This window comes from Actinoplanes campanulatus (genome assembly GCF_014647795.1).
GTDB lineage: Bacteria > Actinomycetota > Actinomycetes > Mycobacteriales > Micromonosporaceae > Actinoplanes > Actinoplanes campanulatus.
This window is the reverse complement of record NZ_BMPW01000020.1, coordinates 31166-52421: the sequence shown is the minus strand read 5'-3', so window position 1 is coordinate 52421 and position 21256 is coordinate 31166. Positions and strand designations below refer to the sequence as shown.

Annotated in this window: 13 protein-coding genes; 5 read left to right on the top strand and 8 right to left on the bottom strand. The window is 72.3% G+C overall.

All coding sequences use genetic code 11. The features are described from left to right. Window positions 1–82: 82 nt before the first annotated feature. Window positions 83–1246, bottom strand: coding sequence for an RNA-guided endonuclease InsQ/TnpB family protein (locus IEZ13_RS32685; RefSeq protein ID WP_183225214.1), 1164 nt, complete (start codon window positions 1244–1246; stop codon window positions 83–85). 234 nt (window positions 1247–1480) lie between these two features. On the opposite strand from IEZ13_RS32685, the gene IEZ13_RS32680 reads away from it, so the two are divergent. Then, the gene (locus IEZ13_RS32680; RefSeq protein WP_183225215.1) at window positions 1481–1861 is read left to right on the top strand and encodes a hypothetical protein; all 381 of its coding nucleotides are present in this window, start codon (window positions 1481–1483) and stop codon (window positions 1859–1861) included. On the opposite strand, the gene IEZ13_RS32675 is transcribed toward IEZ13_RS32680, so the two are convergent. Then, the gene (locus tag IEZ13_RS32675; protein WP_183225216.1) at window positions 1819–2202 is read right to left on the bottom strand and encodes a winged helix-turn-helix transcriptional regulator; all 384 of its coding nucleotides are present in this window, start codon (window positions 2200–2202) and stop codon (window positions 1819–1821) included. The two genes, IEZ13_RS32680 and IEZ13_RS32675, sit on opposite strands and share 43 nt — an antisense overlap. A gap of 73 nt (window positions 2203–2275) precedes the next feature. Here IEZ13_RS32675 and IEZ13_RS32670 point away from each other — a divergent pair, with 73 nt between their 5' ends. After that, on the top strand, window positions 2276–3223 hold the full coding sequence (locus IEZ13_RS32670) for an NAD(P)H-binding protein (protein WP_229795369.1): 948 nt from the start codon (window positions 2276–2278) through the stop codon (window positions 3221–3223). A gap of 118 nt (window positions 3224–3341) precedes the next feature. Here IEZ13_RS32670 and IEZ13_RS32665 read toward each other — a convergent pair whose 3' ends face one another. After that, entirely contained in the window at window positions 3342–4187 is an 846-nt protein-coding gene (locus tag IEZ13_RS32665; protein ID WP_183225217.1) for a helix-turn-helix transcriptional regulator, read from the bottom strand. 128 nt (window positions 4188–4315) lie between these two features. Between IEZ13_RS32665 and IEZ13_RS32660 the strand changes: the two genes are divergently transcribed. After that, a complete protein-coding gene (locus IEZ13_RS32660; protein WP_183225218.1) occupies window positions 4316–5281 on the top strand; it encodes an aldo/keto reductase in 966 nt (321 codons plus the stop codon). 6 nt (window positions 5282–5287) lie between these two features. Here IEZ13_RS32660 and IEZ13_RS32655 read toward each other — a convergent pair whose 3' ends face one another. Genes IEZ13_RS32655 through IEZ13_RS32640 form a run of 4 tightly spaced genes read right to left on the bottom strand, consistent with a single transcriptional unit; the run spans window position 5288 to window position 14643 of the window. Beyond that, complete coding sequence (locus IEZ13_RS32655) at window positions 5288–6310, bottom strand: hypothetical protein (RefSeq protein ID WP_183225219.1); 1023 nt, start codon at window positions 6308–6310, stop codon at window positions 5288–5290. Then, window positions 6294–11024: a hypothetical protein gene (locus IEZ13_RS32650; protein WP_183225220.1), complete on the bottom strand. Its 4731-nt coding sequence runs from the start codon at window positions 11022–11024 to the stop codon at window positions 6294–6296. Before IEZ13_RS32650 ends, IEZ13_RS32655 begins: the two co-directional genes overlap by 17 nt. After that, window positions 11021–13300 (bottom strand): CHAT domain-containing protein, encoded by a 2280-nt coding sequence (locus IEZ13_RS32645; RefSeq protein WP_229795367.1) that lies wholly within the window; start codon window positions 13298–13300, stop codon window positions 11021–11023. Before IEZ13_RS32645 ends, IEZ13_RS32650 begins: the two co-directional genes overlap by 4 nt. An 8-nt stretch (window positions 13301–13308) precedes the next feature. Next, the gene (locus tag IEZ13_RS32640) at window positions 13309–14643 is read right to left on the bottom strand and encodes a hypothetical protein (RefSeq protein ID WP_183225222.1); all 1335 of its coding nucleotides are present in this window, start codon (window positions 14641–14643) and stop codon (window positions 13309–13311) included. Window positions 14644–15038: 395 nt separating this feature from the next. Between IEZ13_RS32640 and IEZ13_RS32635 the strand changes: the two genes are divergently transcribed. Together IEZ13_RS32635 and IEZ13_RS32630 are read left to right on the top strand one after the other, a co-directional pair. After that, complete coding sequence (locus tag IEZ13_RS32635) at window positions 15039–17177, top strand: AAA family ATPase (RefSeq protein ID WP_183225223.1); 2139 nt, start codon at window positions 15039–15041, stop codon at window positions 17175–17177. Continuing rightward, window positions 17174–19429, top strand: a complete 2256-nt coding sequence (locus IEZ13_RS32630) for an NB-ARC domain-containing protein (RefSeq protein WP_183225224.1) — start codon at window positions 17174–17176, stop codon at window positions 19427–19429. Before IEZ13_RS32635 ends, IEZ13_RS32630 begins: the two co-directional genes overlap by 4 nt. 1 nt (window position 19430) lies before the next feature. Here the strand turns inward: IEZ13_RS32630 and IEZ13_RS32625 are convergent, their stop codons facing one another. Next, complete coding sequence (locus IEZ13_RS32625; RefSeq protein ID WP_183225225.1) at window positions 19431–21236, bottom strand: hypothetical protein; 1806 nt, start codon at window positions 21234–21236, stop codon at window positions 19431–19433. Window positions 21237–21256 lie beyond the last annotated feature (20 nt).

The following is a 21256-nucleotide window of genomic DNA, read 5'->3' as shown; positions in this document are numbered from 1 at the left end:
TGACCACTGATATATCAACATCAAACCGGCGATAACTAAAGGGACGGGGATTCCGGTGGTCGCCCACCGGGTTTCCTACTTCTCAGCCTGCTGCCCCGGACGGAGGTTTCCGTTGAGGTCTTACGCCAGCTCCATAGGCCGACACCGCCTGCCCGGCGGCCAGGATGTTGCGTGCCGCGTTGACGTCGCGGTCGTGGGCGGCCCCGCAGGGGCAGGTCCACGACCGCACGTTGAGCGGCATCTTCTCCGTGAGGCGTCCGCAGGCCGAGCAGACCTTGGACGACGGGTACCAGCGGTCGATCACGACCAGGTTCCGGCCGTACCAGTCGGCCTTGTAGGTGAGCAGTTCACGGAAGGTGGTCCAGGCCGCGTCGGAGATGGCGCGGGCCAGGGTGTGGTTCTTGACCATGTTGCGGACGGTCAGGTCCTCGATCACGAGCGTTTGGTTCTCACGCACGAGTCGGGTGGTCAGTTTGTGCAGGTGGTCACGGCGCCGGTCGCCGATGCGGGCGTGGATGCGGGCGACGTTGAGCCGGGCCTTGTCCCGGTTCCTGGAGCCCTTGTCCTTGCGGGCCAGTTCCCGTTGGGCGCGGGCCAGCCGCTCGCGGTCGGCGCGTTCGTGGCGGGGGTTGGCGACCTTCTCGCCGGTGGACAAGGTGATCAAATGCTCGAGTCCGGCGTCGATGCCGACCGCGGTCTCAACGGCTGGCAGCGCTGCAATGGTGTCCTGGCAGAGCAGGGACACGAACCAGCGTCCCGCCGCATCGCGCGACACCGTCACGGTGGACGGCGACTGTCCCTCGGGCAGAGGCCGGAACCAGACGATGTCGAGTGGGGTGGCCGTTTTGGCCAGGGTGAGCTCGCCGTTGTTCCAGCGGAAAGCGGACGGGGTGAACTCGGCTGAGGCCCGCGACTTGTGCTTGGATTTGAACCGCGGATACCGGGCCCGTTTCTCCCAGAACGCCGTGTACGCGCTCTGCAGGTGCCGCAGGGCCTGCTGCAGCGGGACGGAGGAGACCTCGTTGAGGAACGCGAGTTCCCCGGTCTTCTTCCAGGCCGTGAGCATGGCGCTGGTGGCGTTGTAGTTGACCCGTTCCTGACGCTGGTACCAGGCGGTGGTGCGGGCCTCCAGGGCCAGGTTGTACACCTTGCGCACACACCCGAACGTCCGGTTCATCAGGTCGGCCTGCTCCGGAGTCGGGTGGAAGCGGAACTTGAAAGCCCGCTTCACAGCACGTTCGGACACGGCTCGCAAGTTAGCACACCTGTTTGGAATTGGCCTCGCGGGCAGTCCGTGGATGGACGCCCATCCGCCTTGACGGCGAATGGGCTGTCCCTGACCTGCTTCGCAGGGGTTCCGTTTCCTCTCCGGCCCGAAGGCCGGAGTATCCACGGAGGAATCTGATGACCAATAGCCCTCCGGCCAGGCTCGATGCGGAATCCGCCACCGCATCGTGATGCGGTATCGCACAATGTCGGAATGGCTGATCGTGACGTGCTCCGTGACGTCTGGAACCGGGCTTGTGAGGACGAGGGAACCGGGGTGGGCGACCGGCATCTGAGCGCACTCCTCCTGGTCGACGGCATGGTGCAGAACGGCGGCCCGAACCATGCGGCCGACAGCTGCGAACCGGGCCAGATCGCCGCCGCCGCGGCCGCCGCCCGCTACTTCGGGATGGGCGATCTCGCCGCGCTGATCGAGGAACTGCCCACCGCCGCCAGTGACAGCGGCGACGAGAACGCCGAGGACCGGCTGTCCGCCGCCTACCATCGGCTCATGCCGGACGGGGAACGGCTCGACGCGGCCTTCGCGGCCCGTTACGACGCGGCGCCGGAGGACTTCGACCCGGTGGAGTCGTAGGCGGCCCGGGCGGCGTCCACCGCCGGGAGGTTGTCGGAGGCCCACGTCGACAGGTGGGCGAAGAGCGGCCCCAGGCTGCGTCCCAGGTCACTGATCTCGTACTCCACCCGGGGCGGCACCTCCGGATAGTACGTCCGGGTGATCAGGCCGTCTCGTTCCAGCTGCCGCAGCCGCTGGGTCAGCACCTTGGGCGTGATCGACGGGATGCGGCGTTCCAGCGTGACGAAGCGCTGACGGCCGAACTCGTGCAGCGCCCACAGGATCGGCGTCGTCCAGCGGCTGAACACGATGTCGACCACCGGGGCGATCGGGCAGGCCTGTTCGGGTTGTGTCCCATGCATCCTCCAAGGGTAGTCACTTTCCTCTAGGTACCTACTATCACCAGGCATGTAGCGTTCGATCCTGCGTTGATCCATGAACGACAGGGAGCCGAACATGTACGTCATCACCGGAGCCACCGGCAATGTCGGGCGGCCACTCGTCCGCACCCTCGCTGCGGCCGGAGCCAAGGTCCGCGCAATCTCCCGACACGCGCCGAAAACCCTCCCCGCCCGACCACTCGACCCCGGAGCACTCGCCGCTGGAGCACTGGCCACCGAAACACTCGCCCCCGGGGCCCTCGCCGCTGGAGCACTCCCTGCCGGGGTCGAACATCATTGCGCCGACCTCGCTGATCCGGAGAGCCTGCGGGAGGCAGTGTCCGGAGCGGAGGCGTTCTTCCTGCTGGTCTCCGGTGCCGGCGCGCACCTCGACATCCCGGCGATCGTCGACGTGGTCCGGGCGGGCGGTGTCCGCCGGATCGTGGCGCTCTCCTCGCAGGCAGCCGGGACCAGGCCCGGCGCGGTATCGCACGCCCCACTGCGCGCGCTCGAGGACACCGTGCGCGGCTCCGGCCTGGAGTGGGTGCTGCTGCGGCCGGGAGGCTTCGTCTCCAACACCCTCGCCTGGGCCGAGCAGGTGCGCACGTCACGCACCGTCTCATCGCCTTTCGGCGATGTCGGCCTGCCGCTGGTTCATCCGGGCGACATCGCCGAGGTCGCCGCTGCGGCACTCCAGGATCAAAGACACGACAAGCAGGTGTACGCCCTGACCGGCCCGAAACTGATCAGCTCCCGACAGCGGGCAGCAGATCTCGCGGCCGCTTTGGGAGAGCCGGTCCAATTCTTCGACCAGCCGGTCGAGGAAGCCCGTGAGCAAATGCTGACCTTCATGCCCGCACCGGTGGTGGACGGCACCTTGGACATCATCGGCGCCCCCACCCCCGAGGAACAGCGAATCAGCCCGGACGTGGAACGGGTGCTGGGCCGCCCACCCCGCACCTTCGCCAACTGGCTGTCCGCCAACACCGACGCCTTCCGCTGAACAGCGCACCCTCCCTCGACAGCGCCCGCCTCCCACTCGACGAACCCCTCCCTCACCCAACCGGACCGCCTCCTGACCGGCGGGCGCGCGCCTCCCGCGCGCCCGCCGGGCCGCCTGCTCACCCGGCCGGGCCGGCGAACTCCTCCACACCGACGACCATCAGCAGGGCGAGCCGCTCGCGGGTCTCGTCGTCGGCCGGCGTGAACACGAGCAGCATCTGCCCCTGGTCAGGGGTCATCAGCGTCTCGCAGTCCATCCGCAGCCGGCCCACCCGTGGGTGGAGCAACGTCTTGCGATCCGCTCGGCGCACCGCCACCTCGTGCTCGGCCCACCGGTAGCGGAACTCATCGGAGGCCGCCGCCAACCGCACGATCAGCCCGGCCACCTCCTCGTCGCCGAACCGCCGCCCGGCCGTCGCACGCAGGTCGGCCACCAACTGCCGGGCCTGCTGATCGTGCTCCTCGGGCGGATGGGCGGCACGCGTCGCGGGCTCGGTGAACCACCGATAGACCAGATAGCGGCGGTCACCGGTGCGACCACGCTGGTCACCGGCGAACAGCAGACCCGCCCGGTTCTGCGCGAGCACCTCCCCCAGGTCGGACATCACCAGCGCCGGGGTGTCACCGAGCAGGTCGAGCACCCGCAGCAGCCCGGCCCGTGCCAGGCGGGCCGCCCCGGTGGCCGGCGGTGGCTGGTGCCCGGCCAGGTGGAACAGATGGTCGCGCTCGTCGTCGGACATGCGCAGCGCCCGGGCCAGCGCGGCGAGCAGTTGTGCCGATGGTTGGCTGCTGCGGCCCTGCTCCAGGCGCACCACATAGTCGACGGACATCCCGGCGAGCATCGCCACCTCCTCGCGGCGCAGCCCGACGGTCCGGCGGATGCCACTGTCGGCCAGGCCCACCTCGGTGGGACGGATCGCCGCGCGGCGGCGGCGCAGGAAGTCGGCGAGTTGCTCACGTTGCATGACGTCCATGCTGCTCCCCGCCTTGGCACGTAGCCAGGGAGCGCTTATCCCAGGCTCGACGCTCCGCTTTTCGCCCGCCGACCCGCCCCGCACTGTGGAGAGCACACCGACGACGGAGAGGCACCACGATGCGGACACCGGCTCTGGGACTGGGCACGATGGGCATGTCGGAGGTCTATGGGCCGGCCGACCGCGGCGAGTCCGTCGCCACGGTGCACGCGGCGCTGGACTCCGGGGTGACCGTGATCGACACCGGCGACTTCTACGGCATGGGCCACAACGAGCTGCTGCTGGCCGAGGCGCTGCGCGGCCGTCCACGGGAAAGCTATCGGCTCAGCGTCAAGTTCGGTCAGTTACGCGGGCCGGGGCCGGTGTTCGGCGGCATGGACGGGCGACCGGAGGCGGTCCGCAACTTCCTGGCGTATTCACTGACCCGGCTGAACGTCGACCACATCGACGTCTACCGGCCGGCCCGGCTCGACCCGGCAGTGCCGATCGAGGAGACGATCGGCGCGATCAAGGAGATGGTCGACGCCGGCCACGTCCGCGAGATCGGGCTCTCCGAGGTGACCGCGGAGACGGTCCGGCGGGCGCACGCCGTGCACCCGATCGCCGATCTGCAGATCGAGTTCTCGCTGTTGTCCCGGGCCGTGGAGGCGCAGATCCTGCCGACCTTGCGGGAGCTGGGCATCGCGATGACGGCGTATGGAGTGCTCGGCCGCGGGCTGCTCTCCGGCCGCTGGCGTGCCGGGCAGCCGACGGCGCCCGGCGACATGCGCGGCATGAGTCCCCGGTTCGCCGACGGCAACGTGCAGCACAACCTGGCTCTCGTCGAGGACCTGCGGCGGGTCGCCGACGCCAAGGGCTGCACCGTGGCACAGCTGGCCATCGCCTGGGTGGCCGCGCAAGGCGCCGACATCCTGCCTCTGGTCGGCGCCCGCAGCCGGGAGCGGTTGTCCGAGGCGCTGGCGGCGCTGGAGGTGAGGCTGGACGCCGCGGATCTAGCCGAGATCGAGAAGGCGGTGCCGGTGGGCGCGGCCCGTGGCGACCGCTACCCGGCGGCGTTTATGTCCAATCTCGGCACCGACAGCTGACAGCGATCAGCCCAGCAGATCGGAGAGGGTCAGATGGGCCACCTGACGGGCGTTCGGCAGGCCGCGTTCGGCGACCATCCGGCCGATGGATGTGATGGTGTCGCGGGCGGAGACGCCGCGGCCCGCCTCCTCCAGTTCCTCCTTCAGCTGGGCGGCGACACGCCTCTGGTCGGCGCTGGTCAGGTCGGCGCAGGTGTAGACCAGGACGAGCAGTTCCTCACGGAGGCGTTTCAGGATCGGTGCCTCCCGCCGGACGGCGGCCTCCTTCGCCTTCTGGAACAACTCGTCCAGGCGGGGGAAGGCCCAGTCGTCGCGGTTCGCGGTGGCCTGGATCTCGATCAGGAGGTAGTCGAGGCCGTCCAGCGGAGCGCCGTCGTGGGTCAGCCGGCCATCGGTGAGGGCCAGCCCACCGACGTCGAAGGAGCGGGCCGGCGTGTTGATCACCACGATGTGCCCGGGATGGAGCGCGCCGGTGGAGCTGCCCACCGCGTAGTCCTTGTCCAGGACGAGCACCGGGCCGGAGCCGGCGTCCTCGATCGCCGCCTCGACCCGGTCGATGCCCTTGGCGAGTTGCTCGCCGAGCCCGGCCACCGAGGCCAGAGACGGGACGACGGCGGAGGTCAGGGCGCCGATGACGTCCATCGCGAGGCGCAGCGAGTCGTTCGCCTTGATCGCGTAGAGGCAGGCCTGCACCGACACGGTCCCGCCGCTGTAGGGGAACCAGCCGGTCAGCGCGCCGGACCGGACACCCTGCGCCTCCTGTCCGGGTTCCGCCTGCCACACCGTGGACCGGACGCCGCGAAGCCCGTTCGGCTGCGTCATGGCCACCGTGGCGCGCAGTGCCGGCAGCACGTCGGCGCCGTGCCGGCGGGCCTCGGCGACGAACAGGTCGCCGACCCACAGTCGCAGGTAGCTGTCCCGCGGCACCGGCTCGGCGCCGGCGGCCGGCAGGAAGTGATAGACGAGATGCTCGGCGTCGCGGCTCCACCAATGGCGGGCCCGGGCGCGCAGGTTATCCAATGCCGTCATCAGGCTCTCCTCTCAGAAAGAGGACGACGTGTCCCCTGTTCGGTTCGGCTCTGTCCCGGGCGCTGTCGGCCAGCGCCATCAGGTCCATGCCACGGGGACGGCCGGCGCGGCCGTTCAGCTCACCGGCCTGTTCCGCGATCAGGTCGGCGGCCGACGCCGACGGGCGGGGCAGCAGCAGCAGGTTGCGGACGCCGGCGGCCATGCACCGGACCGCCAGGCGCAGCGCGTCGATGTCCCGGATCCCGTCGGGCTCCTCGCCGGCCGGCGCGGTGGTCCGCAGCACGATGGCGGAGGCGTCCAGTCCAGCCATGTCGGCCGGGGTCATGACCTGACGGGTGGCCCGTTCCACGAAACGGAACTCGGATCGGCTTCGCCCGACCCGGCCCTCCAGCACGCGTACCAGCGAGCCGCCGTTGCGCCCGTCGGACAGCCGATCGGGCAGTCGACCGGACAGGCGATCAGACAGCCGATCGGAGAGAGGTGCCACCGCGCCCGGCGGCCACTCCCGGTACCAGCGCGGCATCACCGCGCCGTCTGTCATGCCGAGCCGCTCGGTGATCTCGTCCTCCCAGAAACGAACCTGGTCACCGAGTTGCAGGATCAGCCGCCACACCCGGCTCGAGTGTTCCCCGGCCATGGCCCGCATCGACGCCGACAGGTCGGGCACAGCGTCCCCGGCCCCCATCCGGACCGCGCCGAACGGGCCCATCCCGGGCAGCGACCAGGCGGTCAGCTCGGCGGCGCCCCGCCACGGTTCCCGGCCGGTGGTGAGCACCAGCTTGCGGGGCCGCGGCAGGACCTGCACGGTCAGCTGCGGAATCCGGCGGAACCGCGCCTGCATGGCGACCAGGGACAACCGCAGCCTGGCCGGCCTGTCCAGCCGGGGGACGACGAATTTGGCGGCGCCCCGCTCCGGGCCGGCCTCAGCGTCGGCGTCGGTGCCGAACCGGATGGGGTAGAGCTCGACCGGCCGGACCGCCGGCACGGCTGGTGGCCCGTGGTCCGGCCGCCCGGCCAGCGCGGTGATCGCCACCCGCAGGCGGGTGAGCCAGCCCGCCCAGGGATGCTCCCGTTCCGTCCACACATCGGTCAGCGCGGCCCACTCCGGCAGCATGTCGCCGCCCACGTGTTCCCGCATCCGGGTGTAAGCGGTGTTCAAACCCAGGACCAGCGCGCGGGTGGTGAGGTCGCTCCGGTCGGCGCCCTCGTGCACATGGGCCAGCGCCGCGAGCGTCGCGGCCTGGAAGCCGAGCACCGGACTGCGTGACTCGCTGAGCCAGGCGGCCAGGTCGAGCAGCGGTTTCGCGCCCGCGGGATCGCGCAGGGCCCGCTGTTCGCCGAGTTCGAGTGCGGCCACGGCCAGGAAGAGCGGCGGACGGGCCGGGTTGTCCTCACGGAACCGTCCGAGTTCGGCCGGGGCGGCCACGGCCAGCGCCGAGGAGACGGTGTGCAGGACCGGGTCGAACACCCCGGCACCGGGTCCGGCCACCGGCAGCGCCCGGATCCGCTCCGTCATCGCGGCCACGTCGGCGCCGGCGGCGGTGGCCTCCCGCAGGTCGGCGAGCAGCAGTTCACGCTGTTCGGGGTCGATCGCCTCCATCCGCTCCGGGAGCGGTGGCACGCCGAGTGCCGCGGTCCGCGGGTCGATGCTGAGCGCCTGCCAGCGGCGGTGCCATTGGCCGGCCGACTCGCACGGCGACTCGGGTGGCGGGGTCCCGTCGGTGAGCGCCCGGGCCACATCGGCCCGCCCGTCCAGGTCCGGGTCGGATGGGTCGGAGGGGATGGGCAGATCCGCCGGGAGGGTTCGGCGCAGCCGCCGTCCCAGCCACAGCAGGCCGTCGACCGCCGATCGCACGGTCTCCGTGTCGCCCTGTTCGCGGGCCCATCGCAGGTTGTCGTCGAGCAGCCGCTGGGCGGTTCCGGTGTCGCCGAGCATCAGATAGCCGTAGCTGAGGCTCTGGAACAGCGGCGGGATGATCCGGTGCACGCGCAGCCGGGTGATGGCGGGGCCGGTGAGCCCGGCCAGCGGGCGCAGCCGGTCGAGGTGGTCGCGGGCCACCGTCCCGTGGCCCAGCCGCAGGTGCAGGCAGACCGACAGGAGGCGGTCGGTGTCCAGGGTGGCCGGGCGGGTCTCGGCGTCGCGTTCCCAACGGCGCAACGGCAGCTCCTGCAACGGGTCGCCGCTCAGGTAGGCGCGCGCCGCCAGGTGCAGGTCGAGCCGGATCAGGATGCTGGGCGGGGCGATCCAGTCCGCCCAGCGGTCGACGTCGGTGGGGGTGTCACGCACGGCGCGGTCCAGGTCGCGGACGGTCAGCCGGTGATCCTCGCCGTCCGGGGTGAGCCGGTAGAGAGCCAGGCGTACGCAGGTGGTGGTCACCGGGTCGTCGTTGACGGCGAGCCAGTCGTGCGCCGCGGCCGCGATCGGCTCCAGGCGGGTTCCGGGCGGCTCGGTCTCGACGATCGCCTCGATCGCCGCGACGATCCCACCGGTCAGTTGATCGTGCTGGGTGGCCGCCCGGATCAGGGCCTCAGCGGTGTCGACGGCGCCGGGGGCGGCCAGCGTCCGCCGGGTCGCGGCGGTGAGAATGCCGAGCCGGGCACGCAGGCGCAGCCGCTCGGCGACCGGTTCCGGGTTTCCGGTGGCGAGCCGCAGCACCTCGTGCCATTCGGCGGACCGGTCGAAGTCGGCGCCGGCCCGTGCGGCGACGGCGACGGCGGTGGCGCGGACCGCGGCGATCAACAGGTCGTCGGGTGGGTCCGAGCCGTCCGGCACGGCGCCCTCCCGTCGCTGTTCGGCCGGGATCCGGGCTTCGGCGAGTGCGCCCAGCACCCGCGGGCAGAGCCGGCCCATCCAGGACCAGTCGCTCGGGGTCGCCATCCGTGCTTCGAGTCGTTCCCAGAGCTGTACGGCGGGGACTCCGGTGGTGAGCCGGAGCGCGGACACCACGTTGGCGACGCTGAGCTGTTCCAGCGGCAGCGACTGCACCTGCCCGCCGAGTGTCCTGGCCAGGCGCCGCCGGTCGGTGAGGAGCCGCTCCTCGCCCTGGGCCCGTGCCCAGATCCGCAGCAGCGGCCGCATCGACGCGTTGACCTCGAGGAGCTGTCCGTCGCCGGCCGGGTCGGTGCGTGTGTCGATCCAGTCCTGGCGGGCGAATTCGGCGATGACCGCCGCGATGTCGCCGTGGTCCGGGATCACCGACTCCAGGGTGCGGGCGTCGAAGGTGCCGAGCATGGCCACGGCCGGCAGTGCGGTGGCCGACCAGCGTTCGGTCAGCCGGCCCACGATGCGCTCCTGGACGTAGGCCGATCGCCCGGACCGCCGCAGCTGTTCGACGGTGATGTCCTTCTCGGAGGCCCACCATTCGCGGTAGAGCCGCACGTCGAAGGGGCTGAAGCGGCGCGCCGCGTGGTCCGGCCGCTCGGTGCGTTCCGGCGACAGTTCGAGGATCGCCTCGACCAGGGACGCCTGCATGACGACGTGGTCGTCGGGGCGGGTCAGGTAGCGGGTGGCCTCCTTCTCGGTGAATCCGCGGGCCCGGACGGTGCGCATCGCGACCTCCGGGCCGGGGTTCATCGGCCGCCGGCCGCAGAGCAGGACGCGCAGGCCCGGCAGTCCGCGGTGGACGGCGGCCAGCACCTGGAAGGTGGCGGTCAGGGCCGCGTCCGGCGTGCCGGACGGGTCGGTGCGGGAGAGTTCCTCGCAGGTGTCGAGGATCAGCAGGATCCGGCCGGGCAGCGCGGACAGGAACCGGACGAAGGCTTGGACGACCTCGGCGGTGGCGTCGGCCCGGGCGGCGCCGGTGGCCTCGTTCGCGGCGGCCGCGAGCCGGTAGAAGGCGGCCCGGGCTTCCTCGGCGGCCCCGGAGCGCACCTCGGGCGCCAGTTCGTCGGCGAATTCGGTCAGCAGGTGGGCGGGCCGCTGGGCCGGGTAGGCGGGGCTCAGGAAGTCGAAGTCGACCCGTCCGACGATGAGTGTGTCGAGGTCGTTCTGCTCGGCCAGATCGCCGGACGCGACGTACCGGACGAAGGAGGTCTTGCCGGTCCCGCCCGCACCGATCAGGTGCATCGCCCACTCGGGACTGTCGTCGCTGAGCAGGGCGCGCAGATCCGCGGTCCACGCCTTGCGCGGCTGATAGTCGCGCAGCGAGTGACGGTCGTGTGCCCGCCGGACGGCCAGGCGCAGCAGTCGCCGGGCCGTCTCGACGGCGTCGCGGAATGCCGGTCCGGCCACCGGTTCGAAGATCTCGGCCGCGGTGATGTGCTCCTGCGCCTCCGCGACGTGCGGGAACCGGCACAGGTCACGGACCTGTTCGAGGAAGGGGTGGCCGGCGGTGTCGGCGACGGCCAGCTCGATCCAGTGCCGCATCACCGGGGCCAGCGGGATGTCCAGGTCGAGGTCCCGCAGGCGGACGGCGATCCGGCGCGCCTGTTCCGCGAGAGCGGTCCGGCCCAGTGCCGCCCGTGCGGACTCCAGTGCGGTACGCCGTCGCGCCGCCGTGTGCCAGAACTCGGTGAGCCACATCTGGTCCGGTGTCAGTGCGCCGTTGCACTGTGCCAGTCCCTGCTGCTCCCAGTCGCCGACGACGGTGCTGAGCCGGGCGAAGTAGGCGTCCTCGTCGTCGGCGCCGGCTACCGGTAGTCCGGCGGCCAGTGCCGCCTCCCCGGTCCAGGAGGGCGCCAGCGCCAGCCACAGTGCCGCGGTGGTGTCGGTCATGCGGCGCTCCGGGAGTCCTGCCAGCTCTCCAGGGCGGCGTCGTCGTTGTCCTCCTCGAGCACCTCCTGTGCCCGGCCGGCCTCGGTGATCGCGGTCATCAGGTCCCTGGAGTAGATGACCTGCCGGCCTCTGGTCTGCTGCCGTACGATCTCGGCCCAGCTCTCCTCCTTGTCGGCGATCACGGTGAGCGGCCGGGTGTGGCCGCCGTCGCCCTTGGGCAGCGGGTGCATGACCAGCCAGCGCCACGCGGCGGCCACGAAGTCGGGGTATTCGGGCGGGGTCATCTCCTGGAACAGCAGCACCTCGGCGGTCCGCGCCCAGTCCTCGTCCTGCAGCGCCCGGGTCAACACCGACCGTGCTCCGCCGGGGCGCATCGCCGGCTCCTTGGTGAACAGCACGACCGGGATCTTGGCGCGGTACTCGCGGTCGCTGTGCTCGGCGGAGAGCCCGCGTGGCGACAGCAGGATGCCCAGGTGGCGGAACAGGTCGGGGATCTGTTGCGGCTCGTCCAGCAGCAGGATCGGCCGGCAGGAGCCGGTGAACAGGCCGGGGTGTTCCCGGCGTGCCGCGGTCGCCAGTTCCAGCAGGTCCCGGCGGATGCAGGCGGTCAGTTCGTCGGTGAAGCCGGCCGGGTCGATCTCCGCGACGGCCGGGCGGAGCCGTTTCGCGCGTACCGCCGTGCCCTGGCGGCGGGTCGGCAGCACCTTGGCGAGGTTCTCCGGGCCGAGTTCGTCCTCGATGCCGGCCAGGATGACGCTGGGGAAGTTCTGGTCGAGCTTGAGCGCGTACCGGGTGGAGCAGATCGCCACGAGTACGTCGATGGCGAGCTGAGCCGCGTTCTTCGGCATGTCGGTGGGCACGAACCGTACGTTGCAGGGGACGTGGCCGGCGCGCAGCGAGGCGGCGGACAGTTCGCGCAGCAGCCGGGTGCCGCCCGGGCTGACGGTCGCGCCGCGGCCGGCGGCCAGCAGGACGGCGAGCGGGTCCTTCTCGTCCAGGAGGTGGTCCAGCAGGTCGAAGAACTCGTCGCGGGCGTGGAAGACCGGTGCGCATTCCGGGCCGAGGTCGCGGAGGAACTCCCGCAACGTCTCGCTCTCCGTGTGATCGATGACCTTGAAGTCGGCCGGTACGTCGGTCGCCATGAAGACGGCCGGCAGCGCCCAGTCGATCTCGCCGTCGCGTGCCCGGGAGAAGGCCAGCCGCCGGGCCTCCGCGGTGGCCAGGTGCAGCGGCTTGCCCTTCACCACGGCGGAGGCGAACGCCCGGGCGAACGTCCGGCAGGCGGTGTTGGATATCCGGCCGGTCATCGACAGCACGATCGGCACGCCCGCGGCCACCAGTTCGGCGGCGATCGCGGTGCCGCCGGGCCGGGTGTCCCCGCTCTCGCAGGCGCTGAGGAACACGATGAGCGGCAGTTCCCCGTCGCCGCGCAGCGCCTCGGCCAGGGCGCGGGCGTTGACGTGCTCGACCTCGGCGGCGGCCGACCCGCCGGGTTCGGCGCGCAACTGTACGGTGTGCTCCGCCGACTCCGGGTCGCACGAGCCGTGTGCGATGAGGTGCAGGATGTGCGGCCGGACCTCGGCGCAGGCGCGCTGGAGCCGGTCCACGGTGATCTGGGAGCGGACCCGGAAGTCGATCAGCGAGCTGGTCCGGTCGTACCCACGGATGATGGCCATCACCTCGGCGCCGGCCCGGACCTCCGGGTCGTGCAGTTCGCTGCCGACGGTGAACAGCATCCGCGCGGTGCCGTTGACCGGTGCGACGGTACGGCCGTTCGCCGCCGGCGACACGACTCCTCGCACGATCATCACGGGCTGCCGCGGGTCCTGCGCGAGGAACTCGCCGCCCTCGTCCGGTGCGTGCAGCAGCTCCCAGGTCAGGCCGTGCAGGTCGGCGTCGCCGGCCGGGAGACGCAGCTCGATCTCGGTGAGTGGCGGCTCAGCCGCGGAAACGAATGCGGCGGGCACGAGTGCCGCGGATACGGGTGCGGCGGACACGAGTGCGGCGGACACGAGTTTCCAGCCGTCGTTGCCGAGCAGGGCCAGGAGCAGGAAGCGGCCGTACTCGCGGGTGGCCGCCAGGATCGACGGCGCGGCGGCCGGGCGGTCGGTGAGTGCCACCAGGGTGTCCCGCTCGTCCGGCGTGCCGGCCGGCCACCACCGGCCGGTGTCGTCCGGCTGGGCCGGCATCTCGCGGGTCAGCGGCCCGGCGCCGGGCACTTCGACGAGCACCGGCCAGTGTGGGATGTCGGCGTCGGCCCGGCGTCCCACGGTCACGATCGCCCTCACCAGGTGTCGCTCCGCAGATCGTCCAGTACCTGCCGGGTGGCGGCCGCGGCCCGGCCCACCGGTCGTGGCGCGGCGTGGCGGACGCTTTTCGGCCGGCTCTGCGGCAGGACCTGCAACAGCCGGCGGCGCAGCCGTTCCCGGTCGCTGGTTCCGCTGGTCCCGGCCGTGGTGCGGCGCCATGCCATGGTGCCGCCCGCGACGCAGAGGCGGGCCGATTCCGGTGCCGTCCCGGCCGCGGGTTCGGTGACGCCCAGCAGCGCGTCGCGCCATCGGCACGCCGTCCGCTCCCAGTCGCGGCTGCGGACACCTATCTCGCGCAGTGTGGTGCCGCCGAACCGGATGTCCAGCAGGGCGGCGGCGATCGCCTCGGCGCGGGCGGCGTGCCCGGCGAACGGCGACTCGGCCAGCAGTTCCCGGTCGGCGTCCGGCACCACCCCGGTCAGCCCGATCCGGGCCACCACCGCGTCGGCCACGCACCAGCGCAGCACCGGCGGCGGGTAGCCGACGTCGGGCCGTAGCAGGGTGCCGGGTGTGCCGCGTTCCAGCTCCATCACCGACCAGGTCGGGGCGGTGCCCTTGGTGACGGCCGCGGTGGCGTCGGCGAACAGTTCGATCGCCCAGTTCCGCCAGTCCTGCTGTTCGTCGTCGCCGGCGCCGGCCCGAGCGGCGGCCGATTCGAGGACCGGTGACGGTGAGCCGTCGCCGTCGTCCACCGCCTCGGCGGCGACCTGGTGCCCGCACTCGTGGGCGATGACCACCAGCCACCACGGCCGCCGGGTGACCGTCGACGGCAGCGCGATCGTGGACAGTGGCATCAGCTCCGTCCACTTGGCCAGCACCGGTTCGGACGGGGCGCGCAGGTCACGGGGCACCTCGTCGCGGGCGGTGGAGACGGCCATGTCGATCGGGGCGACGTGCGGCAGCGGGGTGGGCGGGCGGGTCTCGTCGTCCGGGAAAAGCGCCTGCCAGGTGCTGCGCACGATCTCGTCGGCGGCGGCCAGGGTGGGCCGGTAGCCGTCGTCGTGCCGCTGGTCGAGGCGGTCGGCGTACCACCGCCAGAACCGTCGCAGAAGGGCGGTCCGGTGGTCGGCCCGGCGGCACTCCTCGTAGAGTTCGCCGCCCGCCGCCAGCGCCGCGCGGGCGAGCAGGTCGTGACGTACCTGTTCGATGCCGGCTCCGGCTATCTCCGCCAGCAGCGACAGCTGGTCGAGATATTGACCCTGCGGTCCGAGCCGTCTGGCGGAAACCGTCCAATCGGCGAGGTCGTCCCGCAACTGGTCGAGATCGGAAATGGATTCCTCGAGTCGGAACCGGGTGGCTGCCTCCTGCACGCCGGTCACCTTAAGTTCCGGTACCCCGAAGGCGGACGGCCTGTTTGTCCGTCGTTCCCCGCATGGGTTAAACATTACGGACGGGTATTCGCTCCAATGGTTCCTGGATGGCTGTCCGGGAGGTCAAAAGCAAAGGTCGGAACCGGTACGGGAATGATCATCCCAAACGGTGACATTGCGATGTTCCCGTCGGTGGGCGAACTATGGCCTGGTGCCACCCGTATACGTCATCATGAAATTCCGCGGGACCAAGCCGTCGCTTCAGCTATGCCGGCAACGTGAGCTGGGGGGAATTCATGAGTCCAACGTGGCGTGAGAATTTCTCGCACGAGGCCGATGGGATCATCGCCAGATTCATCCGCTCTCGGTGGGCCCTGATTCTCACTTCCGGCGCGGTGCTGGCGACTCTCGTTCGCACCCGCTCCTCACCCGGCGCGATCCAGTGGTTCTCCCTCGGCATCCTGGTGCTCGCCGTCGGCGTACTCATGCTGATTCCGGTCCTGCACCGCAGACGGCCCCCGGCCCGCGACTATCTCGTGCCGTCCGCGCTCGGCGCCCTGCCACCGGTCTTCGTCGGCCGCAAGGCCGAGATGGACGAACTCGACACCATTCTGGACGGCGCGAACCGGGTCCGCGTCGCGGTGATCGCCGGCCCCAACGGCATCGGCAAGAGCGCTCTGGCCGCGGTGGCCGCCACCCGGCTCGCCTCGCGCTATCCCGGTGGCACCCTGTTCGGCGACATGAGCCGGGAACCGCACGTCTCCGGCGGGCAGCGCGACGACGACCGGATCCTGCGCGACGTCCTCGGCATCTTCGTCACCGGCCTCGGCAGACCGGACCTGGAGGTGCCGGCCACCCTCGACGAACGTGCCGCCCTGTTCCGGGCGCTGGCGGCCCGCCACCGGCCGGTGGTCGTCCTCGACGACGCCGACGACCCGGCACTGGTCCGGCGGCTGCTGCCGGACGGCGCCGGATGCGCGGTGCTGGTCACCACCGCGAACGGCGCGGCCTTCGAGGACTGCGGCTGGCCCGTTCTGCCTCTGGAACCGCTGGCCGAGGAACCGTCGATGGACCTGATCCGGGCCATGGTGTCGGAGACCTGGGTGGACGACGACGAGACCTGCCGGCGCATAGTCCGCGCCATGCACGGCCACCCCAACGCGCTGCGGTTGACCGCCACCCAGCTGGCCGTTCGCAGCGGCTCGCACGCCGACGCGATCCGGCGCATCTACAGCGATCCGGCCACCACCCTGTCGGCCCTGCGCCAGCGCCGCGGTCACGGCGCCGCTGTCACGGTGGCGCTCCAGGTCAGCTACAACCTGCTGGGTGACGACGAGCGGCGGGGGCTGCGGCTGATCGGCTGTCTGGACCGTACCTCGTTCCCGTTGTCCGCCCTTGTGCCGTTGACCGGCACCGACGAGACCGAGACGCAGCGGGTGGTCGACCGGCTGCTGGTCGCCGGTTTCCTGTCGCGGACCAGCAGCGACCCGCTGGGCGTGCCGGTCTACCGGGTCAGCGAGGACGTGCTGCTGTTCGCCCGGCAGAAGTTCCAGGAGGAGAGCAAACCGGACGACCGGGCCCGGCTGCTCCAGCGCCAGCGACGGGAACCGGCCCCCGACATCGCCGGCCCGATCGCGGCGGCCCGGGCCCGGCTGGAGGCCGGCGACCTCGGCCGGGCGCTGGCCACCGCCCGGCGCGCGGTCGAACTGGCCCGCGCCACCGGCGACGAACGGATGGATCTCGCGCTGGCCACCCTGGCCGAGGTACGGGTGGAGTCCGGGGTGGCCGGACCGCTGCGGGACTTCGTGCCGGCCGGCCTGATCGACGATCCGGCGCCGCGGCTCGCCACCTACCGGGCGCACCGCTGCGCCGCCGTGCTGGCGATGCGCTGCCGCGACGAGCACGCCGCCCGCCGGTCGCTGGCCTGGATCGTCGACAACTGCGGCGCCTCCGAACCGGACGAGGCCGAGGAGCTGGTGCTGGCGCTTCTCCAGACCGCCCGGCTGGAGAGCCGCCGCAACGTGGAACTGGGCCGCGCCGCCGTCGAACAGGCCGACCGGATCTGCGCCACCCTGCCGGACGAGGGCATCGATCTACGCGCCCGCCTCTACCGCGCCCACGGCCGGGTGTACGGCCGCGCCCACCAGCGCGACGAGGCCCGGTGGGCGGCGCACGAGGCGGAACGCTGGGCCCTGCGGCGGGGCCAGCACCTGCGGCTGGCGTGGATCGCCTACGACCGGGCCAAACTCGCCCAACCCGACGCCAGCTCCGACGAGGCCTTCCGCTACGCCCGCGACGCGCTCTACGCGTTCTCCGACATGGAGCACCGGTACGGCCGGGGCCGCGCCGCCCTGCTGCTGGCCGAACTGCACTGGACCGACGCCGAACGACGGCCCGCGCACGCCGACGGTCACCGCCGCCGGGCGCAGACGCACTGGCAGGTGGCCCGCGACGAGCTGTCCGAGTGCGGCGACGACGCGGCCGAGCGCACCCGGCAACGGTTCGCGACACCCCCGTACGCCGAGGTGCGATGAAGAGGGTCTGGTCCCGGCGCCTGCGCCGCCGCTCGACGGTGGTGTTCCCTCTGCTCTTCGCGCTGGTCGCGGTCACCGGCGCGTGGCAGGGGGGCTGGTGGTCGGTGCTGCTGGCCGGCATCCAGCTGCTGCTGGCCGCCGCCGTCGCCACCGTCCTGGTCTGGCCCGACCGGCCACCCCGGCCGGCGCGGCGCCCCACCGCGGACCGGCTCGTCGGCCGGGCCGCCGACCTGAACCGGGTGATCGGCCTGCTCGGTGAGCCGCGGGCGACCGGCGCCCCGGCGCCCAAGGCGGTCCTGATCCACGGGATGCCGGGCGTCGGCAAGACCACACTCGCCCGGCGGGCCGCGGACGCGGTGGCGGATCACTACCCGGACGGTCACGTACGGGTCAGCCTCACCGACGCGGGCGTGCCGGTGGCCAGCGGCGACCTGCTCACCATGGTGCTGCAGAAGCTGGCGTGGGCGTACGAGATCCCGGCGAACCCCAGCGAACGGGCCAGCCTGTTCCGGGCCCGGGTGTCCGGGCGCCGCATCCTGTTCGTCTTCGACGACGCCCAGGAGCCGTCACAGCTGACCGAGCTGCTGCCGAACGCGCCCGGCTCACTGGTCATCATCACCAGCCGCCGGAACCTGTCACCGCAGCTCAACGTGCACGGTTTCGCGCTCGACCCGCTTCCGGAGCGGGAGGCGCTGGACCTGCTCTGCTCGGTCACCGGCCTGGACGGGTTCACCGCCATCGAGTCGAGTGTCCGTCTGGTCCAGGCGTGCGGCCGGCTGCCAGGGGCGTTGCAGGCGCTCGGCGCTCGGGTCGCCGACGAGGGCGCCGACCTGGCGCTGTTGAGCCCCGAGTCGATCGCCGCCGACCTGGGCCGCGCCAGCCGCCCACGCTGGGCGACCGCGGCGGTGGCCGGGATAGCCGCCGAGTTCGGCCGGCTGAGCCGCCTGGAGCGGGACGCGCTGTGCCTGCTCACCCAGGTACGGTCGCGGTCGTTCGCCTCCTGGGTGCTGGGGCCGCTGCTGCGGGTCAGCGCCGCGAAGAGCGACGTCATCGCCACCACTCTGGCCGGCGCCCGGCTGCTCGAGCCGGCCGGCCGCGACGACCGGTTCGAGCTGGCCCGCTACCGGTTCCATCCGCTGGTCCGGACGTTCGCCGAGGCGCACCTCAACCAGGACGCCGACCTGGCCTCGACGTGCCGGGACGCCCTGGACCGGCTGCGCGGCGTCTACCTGGAGCTGGCCCGGTCGGCGCTGGACGGCAGCGCCCAGCATCCGCTGCCCGGCCTGGACATGGCGCACCACTGGATCCCGGAGACGTCGCCGCGCGCCCGTGCCGCCGAATGCCTCGCCTGGATCCGGTTCGAGCAGGAGAGCCTGTGGGAGGAGGTTCCGGCGTTGCTGGAGCGGGACCGGGACTTCGCCCTGCGGCTGGTGGCCGGTTTCACCCGCCCGCATCCGGCCGCCGTGACGGTCGCGGCCCGGACCGGGTGGGCCGAGATCACGCCGTCGCCGGTGCTGGCGTTCGACTATCTGCTGGCCCACGTACGGATCGATCTGATCGCCGGCCGCTACGAGCAGTGCGAGACGGTGATCGACGGTGTCCGGTCCCGGACCCGGCCCGAGTTGCTGCGCGGCCGGGCGCTGATGCACCTGACGGCGGCCGAGGTCTACGGCGAGCTGGGCTGGGCGCAGCGGGCGAAACGGCACGTGGCCGAGGGTGAGGCGCTGCTCGGGACGGGTGGCGAGCCCACGCTGCGGTCCCGGTTGGAGGCGGCCCGGCAGCTCGCCGACCCGTATCTGGACGGACCGCTGCCGGACGACGCGTACTGGCGGGCGATGGTGTCGGCGACCCGGCATCACGTGCATCACCGGCACCGCAACGTGATCGACGATCTGTGCCCGGTCACCGGCGGGGAGCAGGGCGACGACCACCGCCGGACGATGTTGCACCGGCGGCTCGCCCAGGCGAACTGGGAGCTGCACGACCAGTCCCGGGCCGACGTGGGCGCCGCCCTGCTCGCCGCGGCCCGGCACGCGATGCTGGCCGTGCTCGCCGCGGAGAGCACCGGCAACCGCTGGGAACAGGCACGCGGCCGGCTGCTGCTGGCCCGGGCGCTGACCGCGCACGGCCGCGACGAGGACGCCTGCACCCAGCGGCACCTGGCCGAGAAGCTGATCGCGGACGGGGGGCGGCCACCGCCGTACCTGATGATCGGCGATCCGCAGTGGTCGGCGCCGGGGCTCGTCGGCTGATCTACGGCGCCTCGCGCAGCACGATGCGCCCGGGGCGGACCAGCAGGATCCGGCCGTCCTCGGCGACCGCGACCAGCTCACGCTGCGGTTCGCCGTCGTACCGGTCCATCGGCACGCTGTCGCACCTGCCGCCGGTGCACCGCGACACGGTCTGCCGCCAGTGCCGGGCCGGTTCGCCGATGCTCAGGTGGAAGCCCCGCTCCGGCCTGGTGGGCAGCGCGGCCGCCACGTAGACCGAGGATCCGGCGACGGCCAGGGCACCCGTTCCGTCCGGGCTGCCGTCGGCGACCGTCGTGAGCTCCCCGTTCTGAAACAGCCGACCGTCGAAGTAGCCGACGCTCCGGTCGCCGGCGGTGCTCCAGATGCCCTGGAGCGGGAGGTCGTCATTGGCAGTCTCGCGCGGGTTCGCACAGGTCACCGGGTCGCAACTGAACCGCAGAACATTCAGTCCGGTCCAGAACGCCGCGTCCGGGCGGCCGTCGGCGCCGATCGTCAGGCGGGCGCGCGTGCCGTTGCGGTCGCCGTCCTCCGGGCTCCGGTCGGTGACGCCGATGTCGTGCCGCTGCGGTTCGGCGCACTCCATGTCCGCGCACCGGATCAGCCGGAACCGGTAGCCTCCCCGTTCCCTGCCCTCGGCCGGCGCGGCCACGAAGAACCACAGCGCGCCGTCCGGCGCCGACGCGCCGGCGGCCTCGGCCCGCACCATCGGGTCGAGCTTCTCCTTGGCGTTCGCCCGCACCGGCAGCCAGGCGTTCCGGCAACCTTCCGGTACGCAGCGCGCATAGTGCAGGAACGGCCCGCCGCTGTCCGGTCCGCCGGTGACAGCCGTCTTGACGACCGTCCCGTCGGCGGCGATCCCGACCGTGGCGTAACCACCGATCGCGGACGGGCCGCCGTCGACGTCGATGAACTCCTCGCACAGGTCGTCGTCGCAGAACCAGACCCCGGCCTCGGTCACGATCACCGGATGCCGCCCGGCCGGCCAGGCCACCGCGACCGGCCCGTACGGTCCGCCGTCGTTGGTCCGGACCGGCCCACCGAACCGCCCGGCCACCGCCGGACCGCCCGCCACCAGCACGGCGACCGTGATCATGGCGACACCCGGCCAGACCCGGACCTTGCGGCCCGCCACCCGCTCCGAGCCCGCCGCGGCCGACTCCGCCGGATCCGCCTGGTCGGCCGAAAGAGCCGCGTCCGCCGAATCAGCCGCGACGGCCGGGTGACGCGGCATGTGCAGGCCAGAACTCAGGCCCACCTGCGCGACCAGCAGGAGAGGCAGCAAGACGACCTCCGCCACGAAGTCCGGAAGGAGGTAGACCGCGAACGCCGGAACCACCACCCCACCCAGCAGGAACGTCCCCGCCTCCCGCCAGGACACCGGCCGGTCTCGGTCCCCGATCGCCCGGCTGGCCACGACCAGCACCAGCCGGGACGCGACCAGCCCGCCCGCCGCGAGCACGGCCAGCACCAACGGCACCGAGCCGGTGCCGGCGACCATCAGCATGCCGAGGTAGACCGCCCCGCCGACGGCGGCGAGCCACGCCGCGAAGACCGGCAGGAACGCAACCGCCCGCCGGAGGGCGCCCATCACACCGAGGCCGCGGACGACGGCACCGGCCCCGGCGAGCAGCCCGACGATCCAGGCCGCCACCAGCACGCCGAGCATCGCCCAGGCGACCGCCGGCCGCTCACCCGCGAACCGGTCCAGCACCGCCGTCACCAGCAGCGCGACCGCCACCACCGGCAGCAGGACGGCCGCCAGCACTCGCCGGGACTCCCACGCGAGCCGGTAACCCTCTGTAAGCATCGCGCCAGGATAGGGCCCTG